This window comes from Anaerovibrio sp. (assembly GCF_051866355.1).
Taxonomy (GTDB): Bacteria; Bacillota; Negativicutes; order Selenomonadales; family Selenomonadaceae; genus Anaerovibrio.
Map to the genome: position 1 here is coordinate 1 of NZ_JBJDWZ010000152.1, position 9567 is coordinate 9567.

Genomic DNA, 9567 nt, shown 5'->3' on the forward strand with positions numbered 1-9567 from the left:
AAGCTCATGGTGTGGGGTTGTAGCACAATCCATATGACATAGAGAAAAAGTGGAGCTGGTTGTGACAAAGGAGAGCGGTTTATGACACTGGAAAAAGCCAGAGCGCATTTTTATCGTGATAAATATGCGGTGGAGCTGACAGGAGTAGTGATTGATGAGGTTGGTCACAGATGTGCCAAATGCCATCTGGATATTGATGAGAGGCATTATGCGGCCCACCATCATGTTATGGGCGGCGTAGTGTATACGCTGGCAGATTTTGCCTTTGCGGTGGCGGCCAATCATGAGGGGAATTTTACCGTAACGGTCAGCAGTAACATCATCTACATGGATCAGCCACGAGATAACAGGCTGAATGCCAATTGCTATTGCATCAAGGCCGGCAGGAAAATGAGCTATTTTGAGGTAGAAATCACAGATGGGGGCGGACGCCCGGTGGCTTCCGTCACGACGACAGGCATGCATCTGTCAGAAGAAAAGATATAAGGCTTTGGCAACTTTTTGAACAGGGGGAATTCACATGGCAATCAGGAAAATCGGTTTTATCGGCACAGGTGTTATGGGCAGCAGCATGGCAAGGCATCTGCAGAATGCCGGTTATGAGCTGTCCGTCTATACCAGAACCAGGGCCAAGGCACAGCCGTTGCTGGACAGCGGGATGAAGTGGTGCGATACGCCGGCGGCTCTGGCGGGGGATGCGGATGTGGTAATCTCCATGGTAGGTTATCCACGGGATGTAGAGGAAGTATATCTGGGAGAGAACGGCGTGCTGTCCACCAAGCAGGGCGGCTTCGTTGTGGACATGACCACCTCCAGCCCGAAGCTGGCGAGGAGGATATATGAGGCGGCCAGGGAGAAGGGGATTGCCTCTGTGGATGCGCCGGTATCCGGCGGTGATCTGGGGGCGCGCAATGCTTCCCTTGCCATTATGGCCGGCGGTGATGAAACGGCCTTTAATGAGCTTTTGCCTGTGTTCAGGGCCATGGGCAAAACCATCAATTACTTCGGTGCGGCCGGTTCCGGCCAGTATACGAAGATGGCCAATCAGATTGCTATTGCCGCAGGCATGCTGGGGGTGGCGGAGGCTTTGGCCTATGCGCAGAAAATGGGGCTGGACGCCATGAAGGTGCTGGAAACCATTGAGACAGGTGCGGCCGGTTCATGGTCGCTGTCCAATCTGGGCCGCCGCATGCTGAAGGGTGATGACCAGCCGGGCTTTTACATAAAGCACTTCCTGAAGGACATGCGTATTGCCATTGAGTCGGCGGAAGAAGCAGGGCTGGAACTGCCGGGGCTGAACAAGGCCAGGGAGCTTTATGACCAGCTGGCCGGGCGTGGCATGGAGGACAAGGGCACACAGGCCATTATCCACTGGTATCTGGGCTAAAAACAAAACAGGGATGACTGCATGGCTTACCATCTGGCAGTGCATGCGGCATCCCTGTTTTTTTGTGGCACGGTCGGCTGATAAGGCCGGCCGCGCCGGGAATAGGGTTAATTGATGAGATTCAAAAGGTTTTCGTAATTTATCTCGTTTAATTTTGTGGCGAAAGTTTTCAATTCTTTCAAGGAACGCTTGGAAGGCGTGGTTTCGTAGACCTGCAGCCGGTTCTTGACAAACTGCGTGTCGATATTGCCGGTGCGGAAATAATCATCCTCCAGAATCCGCTGGTGCAGGGCGATGGTGGTTTTGACCCCTTCCACCTGAAATTCCTTCAACGCCCTTGCCATAATTTTGATGGCATCACCGCGGGTACGCCCTCTGGTGATAATTTTGGCAATCAGGGAATCGTAGTACGGCTCAATGGATAAATCCGAGGTAAAGCCGCTGTCAAAGCGTACCCGCGGGCCGCCAGGCTCATGCCATTTGGTGATTTTTCCCGGCGACGGCATAAAGTTTTTGTCGGGGTCCTCGGCGTTGATGCGGCACTCAATAGCATGCCCCTGAAAGCTGACGTCCTGCTGGGAGATTTCCAGCGGTTCCCCTGCCGCAATCTTTATCTGGGTCCGCACCAGGTCAATGCCGGTAACAGCTTCCGTGATGCCGTGCTCCACTTGAATGCGCGGATTGATTTCCATGAAATAGAATTGGTTGTTGGACAAATCCAGCAGGAATTCCACGGTGCCTATGTTGGTATAGTGCACGCTTTTGGCGGCCTTGACAGCTAAAAGGCCCACCTCCTTACGCATGGCATCCGTGAGGGCGATGGACGGCGATTCCTCCAAAAGCTTCTGGTTGCGCCTCTGCAGGGAGCATTCACGCTCTCCCAGATGGATGATGGAGCCGTAGTTGTCGGCTACAATCTGCACCTCGATGTGGCGTGACCGCTCGATGTAATGCTCAAAATAAAACTTTGTCGTCTTCACGTCAACCACGTTGAGGATATCCGTAAGCTCCTTGGCGTTGTGGGCCACGAACATGCCCTTGCCGCCGCCTCCGGAAACAGGTTTCAGGATGACGGGGTAGCCGACGGCCTTGGCGGCTTCCATAGCCATCTCGTTGCTGGTCAGGGGGTCACTGCCCTTGGCCATAGGGATGCCGGATGGCTCCATGGCGGCGCGGGCCACATCCTTGTCACCTACCTGCCGGATGGTGACTGCCAGCGGCCCTATCCATGTCAGCCCTGCCTTGGTGACCATATCGGCAAAATCGGCATTCTCTGAGAGAAAACCATAGCCGGGATGAATGGCATCGGCGCCTGTTTCCCTGGCCGCGGCCAGGATAGCATTCATGTTCAGGTAGCTTTCCACAGCATCTGCCGGGCCGATGTTAAAGGAAAAGTCAGCAAGCTGGACGTGCAGGGCGTTGGCATCGGCATCAGAGTACACGGCAACGGTTTCGATATCCAGCTCCTGACAGGCGCGGATGATGCGCACGGCAATCTCGCCGCGGTTGGCAATAAGAATTCGCTTAAACATAGACGGTTCCCTCCTCAGATTTTATCAGCAATAATTTGTATAACAAATTCGCGATAGGTTTATTTTACTACTTATTATAGACAAAAGCAATAATATAATAGAAGCACAGCATAGTAATTTTAAATAATCCGACACTGTTATTATAATGCTCATAAATGATAACAATATGAATGAAATCCACGGCAGGCAAGGTACTCAATATTCTGCGAAATATTATACAAAACAACTTTCATGGGGTATAATAATGGGGATATGGAAAACACGGGAGGATGAGTTTTTTATATTCAAGGAGGTTTTTTATGGCAAGGGAGAATTTGAACTGGGCTGTGCTGGGCACAGGCGTAATCGCCAATCAGATGGCCGAGGCACTGCAGAAGATGGGCAAGAACCTGTATGCTGTCGGCAACAGGACCCACCAGAAGGCCGTGGCTTTTGCGGAAAAATACGGCGTGCAGAAGGTCTATGACCGGATTGACGACATGTTTACGGATGAGGCGGTGGACATTATCTATATCACCAGCCCGCACAACACCCACTACGGCTTTATGAAAAAGGCACTGGCCCACGGTAAGCATCTTTTTGTGGAGAAGTCGATTACCCTGAACAGCCGTGAGCTGGACGAGATGATTGAGCTGGCGGGGGAGAAGAAGCTGGTGCTGGCGGAGGCCATGACCATCTGGCACATGCCGCTTTACAAGAAGCTGTGGGAGATTGTCAGGAGCGGCCGCCTGGGCAGGGTACAGCTGATTACCATGAATTTTGGCAGTTTCAAGGAATACAACATGAAAAACCGCTTTTTCAACATGGAGCTGGCCGGTGGTGCCATGCTGGATATCGGCGTGTACGCCCTGTCCATCGTCAGGAGCTTTATGGATGAGAGGCCGGAGGATATTGTCAGCCAGTGGCAGGCTTCGCCGACAGGCTCTGACGAGATGGCCACCATGCTGCTGAAGAACGGACGGGGACAGATGGCTACGGTGGCGCTGTCCATGCACTCCAAGCAGCCTAAGCGCGCCATGATTAGCTGTGAAAAGGGATATATCGAGATTATGGAATACCCTCGTGCTGACAAGGCGGTTATTGTGGATGCGGAAACAGGGCAGGTGACGCCTGTGGAGGCAGGGGAAACTGCCAATGCCCTGTATTATGAGATGCTGGACATGGAGGAAGCCGTCAGGAGCGGGGATGCCTCCTGCATGCAGCTGGCATATTCCCGCGATGTCATGGAGATTATGACGCGCATGAGAAAGTCATGGAACATGAAGTATCCCGGCGAGGAATGGTAAGCTCGGCCATATTGACGGCTGAAACAAAATAAAACAAAAAGGACATGGCGCAGACTGCATTTTTGCAGTACATGCTTCATGTCCTTTGCTTTATCCGGAATAGTTTTCCCGCAGCAGGGAGATTTCCTGCCGGTATCCGTCATTGTCGTTTGGTGTTTCCAGAATGAAGGGCAGTTTTTTCAGCAGAGGGTGATTGGTGATGCGGATGATGGCATCCAGCCCCAGACTGCCCGCGCCGATTCTGGCGTGGCGGTCCTTGTGGGAATTGAAGGGGGTCAGGCTGTCATTAAGATGAACGGCCTTCAGCCGGTCAAGGCCGATAACCTCGTCAAACTCTGCCAATACGCCGTCCAGATTGTTGACAATATCGTAGCCTGCGCTGTAAACGTGGCAGGTATCGAGGCAGACACCCAGATGGCTGTCAAGCTCCGTGCGATCGATGATTGCCCTCAGCTCCTGAAAGCTGTGTCCCACTTCCGTGCCCTTGCCGGACATGGTTTCCAGCAGTACGGTTGTAGTCTGCTCCGGCCGCAATACCTGATTGAGAAGACCGGCGATAAGCTCGATGCCCGCTTCGGAACCCTGCCCTACATGGGAGCCGGGATGAAAATTGTAGTAGTTGCCGGGAGTGTATTCCAGCCGCTTCAAATCATCTGTCATGGCGGAGAGGGCAAATTCCCGGACATTTTCCTTGAGGGCGCAGGGATTGAGAGTATAGGGGGCATGGGCCACCAGCCTGCCGATATGGTTTTCCTCCTTGTATTTCAGAAAGGCGGCAACATCATCGGGATTGATGTCCCTGGCCTTGCCGCCTCTGGGATTGCGGGTAAAAAAGGCGAAGACATTGCCGCCCAGTGAAACTTCCTCCCTGCCCATGGCCAGATAGCCTTTGGAAGAGGATACATGATTGCCGATATTTAACATAAAGCTCACCTCGGCCTAATCATACCACATTTGTGTTGCCATGAAAAAATTATTTTGTTTTTTTGCCTGTATGATGTAAAATAAACTATATCTGACTATTTTTAGGAGAGATATTGACTGCAGGCGGCTTTCCCCGCGAAGGCGGCAGGCAGGGCAATACATGGAAATCAGAGTGAGCGGCGATGGCACAATATACTACGGAGGCTATCATCATCGGTATAAAAAACTGGGGTGAGGCAGACAAAATCATAACACTTCTGTCCCCGGAAAGGGGACGCATCAAGGCTGTGGCCTTCGGGTGCCGCAGGCCGAAAAGCCCGCTGGCAGGCTCGTTGCAGATGTTCAACCAGGTCGAGGTACAGGTCAGGGAAGGGGACAGGCTGGATACGATAAGGGGCTGTTCGCTGATACGTGGCTATCGGGTGATGAGCACGGATTTTACGGCGATGGCCTATGGCGCCTTTGTGGCGGAAACAGCCAGCCGGCTGGCCATTGAGAATTTTCCCCAGCAGGACATGTACAACCGCCTTCTGGAGATATTTGCGGCCTTCGGCGGCCGCAATCCGCGGGTGGCGGCACTGGCGGCGGCCTATCAGCTTTTGGAATACTCCGGTATGCAGATGAGCTACCGGTATTGTGCCGAGTGCAATCATGAGCTGGCCGAGGACGGGTATTTTTCCTTTGACCTGGGCGGCGCCTTGTGCGAAAGGTGCGGTGCAGAAAGGATGCGTGAGCCGGGAGGGTATCATGTGCTTGGCTATGGCAGTGAGGTCAGGGAGTTTATTTTGCAGCTTCTGGAGCTGGACTGGCAGAGCAAGCCGTCCTTTACGGTCAGCGGCAGGACGCTGGTGGCGGCAGAGGCATTGCTGCTGGGGTATCTGCATCACATATTTGAAAGGCCGCTAAAATCGCTGGATTTTATCAGACAGATTGGCTGAAGCGGGTCGGGTGCAGTCCGGCTGTAATAAATTTGGCAGAGAGATTTTAATTTTATTTTTATAGAAACGAGGGTGCGTTATTGCAAAAGGCAGCAGAGGAAATTATTGAATTTCAGGACAGGCAGGAGGCCCAGGCGCTTTTGGGCGAGCGTGATGAGTTTGTACGGGTGCTGATGGAGAACTTTGACGCCAGGTTTATCAGCCGGGGGGAGACCATCTCCATCAGCGGCGAGGCCGGCGAGGTGGAGCAGGCGGCGAAGATTATGCGTGAGCTGCAGTATCTCTACCGGCAGGGAACGGCCATTACCATGCACGAGGTACGGTATAGTGTGGGGCTGATGAAGGGCGGCAGGGGCGAGGCCCTGCACAATCTTTTCAGTGACACCATTCTCGTCACCTCCCGCGGCCGCCATGTCCGCCCCAAGACACTGGGGCAGAGGATATATGTGGATGCCATCAGGCACAACTTTATTACCTTCGGCGTAGGGCCTGCCGGCACGGGCAAGACCTATCTGGCAGTGGTGCTGGCCTGTGCGGCGCTCAGGAATCGCGAGGTGGAAAAGCTGATTCTCACCCGGCCGGCGGTGGAGGCCGGTGAGAAGCTGGGTTTTTTGCCGGGCGATTTGCAGGAGAAGGTGGATCCTTATCTGCGGCCTTTGTATGATGCCCTGCAGGATATTCTGGGGCAGGATGTTTTTCAGAAGCTGATGCTGAAAGGCGTTATCGAGGTTGCTCCCCTTGCCTATATGCGTGGCAGGACGCTGGAAAATGCCTTTGTCATTCTGGACGAGGCGCAGAATACCACGGACAAGCAGATGAAGATGTTCCTTACCCGCCTGGGCTTCGGCTCAAGGATGGTGGTGACAGGCGATCCGGGGCAGATTGACCTGCCGAGGGGTGTTACCTCCGGTCTGGTGGAGGCGGCGACAATCCTTGACGGGGTAAAGGGCATCGGCATTGTGCGCATGGAGCCGATGGATGTTATCCGCCATGATGTGGTAACGAGGATTGTAGAAGCCTATGCGGCCTACGAAAAGAAATTGCAGAATGTGCAAAAGCTGCAGGATGGCAAGTCTGGTCGGGCGGAAGGCAGATAGCGGCAGGCTGAAAAGCTGGAAAGCAATAAGGTCGGGCATAGTTATTTTTGATTAAAGGAGATTTTAATGGAGATTATCATCGGGCGGGAGCCTGAGAATTTGCAGCTGCCGGCGGAGATGGGCAGTCTGGAGGAATTGGAAAATATTGTCAGGAAGGCGGTAGAAATTACCGGCCCCCTGTATGATGTGGAGAGCAGTGAGGTCAGCGTAACCCTGACCAACGATGAGCATATACACAGGCTCAATCTTGAGTACCGGGGGCTGGACAGGCCGACGGATGTGCTGTCCTTTGCCTTTGTGGACAGCGAGGAGCCGGAGATTGAGGACGGCCCGGAGCTTGAGGTACTGGGTGATATCATTATTTCGTTGGAGCGCGCCTGGGCGCAGGCCCAGGAATATGGCCACAGCATGGAGAGGGAGCTGTCCTTCCTGACCGTGCACGGCATGCTGCATCTTTTGGGCTATGACCACATGGAAGAAGAAGAGCGCATGGAGATGGAGGAGGAGCAACGGTACATCATGGGCAAGCTGGGAATTTCCCGTGACGGCAAGGGCATGGTTTTGCCTCTGGCGCAGGAGGCCCAGATTACCGTGAACAAGGCTGCCATGGGCAAGGACAGGGAAATAGGGCCGGGAGAGCTGTCGCCGGAGCCAAAGTTCAAAATCGACCCGAAGACGCACAAATCCGGCTTTGTGGCAGTCATCGGCCGCCCGAATGTGGGCAAGTCCACCTTGATTAACAGCCTGATAGGCCAGAAGATTGCCATTATGTCCGACAAGCCACAGACCACCCGCACCCGTATTATGTGCGTGCTTACCCAGCAGGATGTGCAGATGGTGTTCCTTGATACGCCGGGCATTCACAAGCCGAAGCACAAGCTGGGGGAATACATGGTGCGCGCCGCCGAGGGAACCCTCAAGGAAGTGGACGCCGTTATTTTCGTGGTAGATGCCACGGAGAAATTCGGACCAGGTGAGCAGTATATCCTTGAGCGCCTGCAGGCAACCAGCAAGCCCGTGATTCTGGCTATCAACAAGCTCGATTTGCTGGAGGACAAGGAGCAGCTGCTGCCGATTATCACCAGCTACAACGGCAGGTACAATTTTGCGGCTACTGTGCCGATTTCCGCCAAGGAGGAAAACAATCTTGACGGTCTGCTGGAAGAGATAAAGAAATATCTGCCCAAGGGGCCGCAGTATTATCCGGAGGACATGGTGACCGACCAGCCGGAAAGGCTGATTGTGGCGGAGCTTATCCGTGAGAAGGCTCTTTTGCAGACGAGAGAGGAGATTCCTCACGCCATCGCTGTGGATATCGAGGAAATGAAGCCGCGGGACAACGGGGATATGTATGTCAGGGCGACAATCTATGTGGAGCGTGAATCACAGAAGGGCATTGTCATCGGCAAGCGAGGTGCCCTGCTGAAGGAAATCGGTGCCCAGTCCAGAGCCGATATTCAGATGCTGCTGGGATGCAAGGTGTTCCTGGATCTGTGGGTGAAGGTCAAGAAGGACTGGCGCAACAGGGATAATATTCTCAGGGACTTCGGTTTTCAGGATTGATGGATAGCAAGATGGTTTTATTTGGGGAGATGTATGGCTATGGGAACCAATCTGCTGGAAGAGCAGTTTAACAGGGTGGCAGGGGAATATGATGCCAACAGGAAACGGTTTATACCATGCTTTGATGATTATTACGATGGAGCAACCAGATTTTTGCTGTCCAATATCAGGAAGCCGGCAAAGGTTCTTGACCTGGGAGCGGGAACGGGGCTTTTGACGTATCATTGGTACAAGTACAGTCCCGATACGGAGTATGTGCTGACGGATGTGGCAGAGGAAATGCTGGCGGTAGCACGGCAGAGATTTGCAGGTGTTGACAATGTATCCTATCTGGTGCAGGATTACACCAAAGAGCTTCCGGAGAAGGCTTTTGATGTGATAATGTCCGCCCTGTCCATACATCATCTGGAGGATAAGGCCAAGGAGAAGCTGTTTCGTGATATATATGCCGGACTTCCGGAGGGGGGACTGTTTGTCAATTATGACCAGTTCTGCGCCGATAGTCCGGGCATGAGCCGCTGGCTTGACAGCTATTGGGAGGGCCAGCTGGAAAAAAGCGGGCTCAGCAGCCATGACATTGAGCTGTGGCTGGAAAGGCGGAAGCTGGATAGGGAATGCTCCACGGAGGCGGAGCTGGCTATGCTGCGCCGCTGTGGCTTCCGTGATGTGCAGTGTGTCTACAGCTATCACAAGTTTTCCGTGCTGGTTGCCGTGAAGTAAAAATATGCTTTGGCAATATCTTTTCATGTTAGAGTTGTAATGGGGGTTATTGAAGGAAATTTCAGTTTTCGTAGTGCTTGATTGTTACTTCGAGCATATATTGAATATAGTTTGATATTT

9 protein-coding genes and 1 pseudogene are annotated in these 9567 nt (G+C 53.2%); 8 read left to right on the forward strand and 2 right to left on the reverse strand.

The annotated features are described in order from the left end of the window. Positions 1 to 81: 81 nt before the first annotated feature. Positions 82 to 486, forward strand: coding sequence for a PaaI family thioesterase (locus ACI3UA_RS08010; RefSeq protein ID WP_439724292.1), 405 nt, complete (start codon positions 82 to 84; stop codon positions 484 to 486). 34 nt (positions 487 to 520) lie between these two features. Further along, positions 521 to 1387, forward strand: a complete 867-nt coding sequence (locus ACI3UA_RS08015; RefSeq protein WP_439724293.1) for an NAD(P)-dependent oxidoreductase — start codon at positions 521 to 523, stop codon at positions 1385 to 1387. 107 nt (positions 1388 to 1494) lie between these two features. Here the strand turns inward: ACI3UA_RS08015 and ACI3UA_RS08020 are convergent, their stop codons facing one another. Beyond that, entirely contained in the window at positions 1495 to 2919 is a 1425-nt protein-coding gene (locus tag ACI3UA_RS08020) for an acetyl-CoA carboxylase biotin carboxylase subunit (protein WP_439724294.1), read from the reverse strand. Between the two features lie 299 nt (positions 2920 to 3218). Here ACI3UA_RS08020 and ACI3UA_RS08025 point away from each other — a divergent pair, with 299 nt between their 5' ends. Further along, complete coding sequence (locus ACI3UA_RS08025; RefSeq protein WP_439724295.1) at positions 3219 to 4205, forward strand: Gfo/Idh/MocA family protein; 987 nt, start codon at positions 3219 to 3221, stop codon at positions 4203 to 4205. A gap of 90 nt (positions 4206 to 4295) precedes the next feature. Here ACI3UA_RS08025 and ACI3UA_RS08030 read toward each other — a convergent pair whose 3' ends face one another. Next, positions 4296 to 5129, reverse strand: a complete 834-nt coding sequence (locus ACI3UA_RS08030; protein ID WP_439724296.1) for a deoxyribonuclease IV — start codon at positions 5127 to 5129, stop codon at positions 4296 to 4298. 182 nt (positions 5130 to 5311) lie between these two features. Between ACI3UA_RS08030 and recO the strand changes: the two genes are divergently transcribed. The 5 genes and pseudogenes from recO (at position 5312) to ACI3UA_RS08055 (ending at position 9447) form a co-directional block, all read left to right on the forward strand. Next, the gene (gene recO, locus ACI3UA_RS08035) at positions 5312 to 6067 is read left to right on the forward strand and encodes a DNA repair protein RecO (protein WP_439724297.1); all 756 of its coding nucleotides are present in this window, start codon (positions 5312 to 5314) and stop codon (positions 6065 to 6067) included. Between the two features lie 80 nt (positions 6068 to 6147). Next, positions 6148 to 7164: a PhoH family protein gene (locus ACI3UA_RS08040; protein ID WP_439724298.1), complete on the forward strand. Its 1017-nt coding sequence runs from the start codon at positions 6148 to 6150 to the stop codon at positions 7162 to 7164. Positions 7165 to 7230: 66 nt separating this feature from the next. Beyond that, positions 7231 to 7707, forward strand: a pseudogene (gene ybeY, locus ACI3UA_RS08045) (rRNA maturation RNase YbeY); the annotation flags it as partial. Between the two features lie 120 nt (positions 7708 to 7827). After that, positions 7828 to 8727 carry a GTPase Era gene (era, locus tag ACI3UA_RS08050; RefSeq protein WP_439724300.1) on the forward strand — a complete coding sequence of 300 codons (900 nt, stop codon included), beginning with the start codon at positions 7828 to 7830 and terminating at the stop codon, positions 8725 to 8727. A gap of 39 nt (positions 8728 to 8766) precedes the next feature. Next, positions 8767 to 9447, forward strand: a complete 681-nt coding sequence (locus ACI3UA_RS08055) for a class I SAM-dependent methyltransferase (RefSeq protein ID WP_439724299.1) — start codon at positions 8767 to 8769, stop codon at positions 9445 to 9447. Positions 9448 to 9567: the final 120 nt, after the last annotated feature.

Coding starts and splice junctions, on each gene's coding strand:
- ACI3UA_RS08055 (WP_439724299.1), top strand. CDS start 8,767: ATGGGAACCAATCTGCTGGAAGAGCAGTTTAACAGGGTGGCAGGGGAA.
- ACI3UA_RS08030 (WP_439724296.1), bottom strand. CDS start 5,129: ATGTTAAATATCGGCAATCATGTATCCTCTTCCAAAGGCTATCTGGCC.
- ACI3UA_RS08020 (WP_439724294.1), bottom strand. CDS start 2,919: ATGTTTAAGCGAATTCTTATTGCCAACCGCGGCGAGATTGCCGTGCGC.
- ACI3UA_RS08010 (WP_439724292.1), top strand. CDS start 82: ATGACACTGGAAAAAGCCAGAGCGCATTTTTATCGTGATAAATATGCG.
- ACI3UA_RS08025 (WP_439724295.1), top strand. CDS start 3,219: ATGGCAAGGGAGAATTTGAACTGGGCTGTGCTGGGCACAGGCGTAATC.
- recO (WP_439724297.1), top strand. CDS start 5,312: ATGGCACAATATACTACGGAGGCTATCATCATCGGTATAAAAAACTGG.
- ACI3UA_RS08015 (WP_439724293.1), top strand. CDS start 521: ATGGCAATCAGGAAAATCGGTTTTATCGGCACAGGTGTTATGGGCAGC.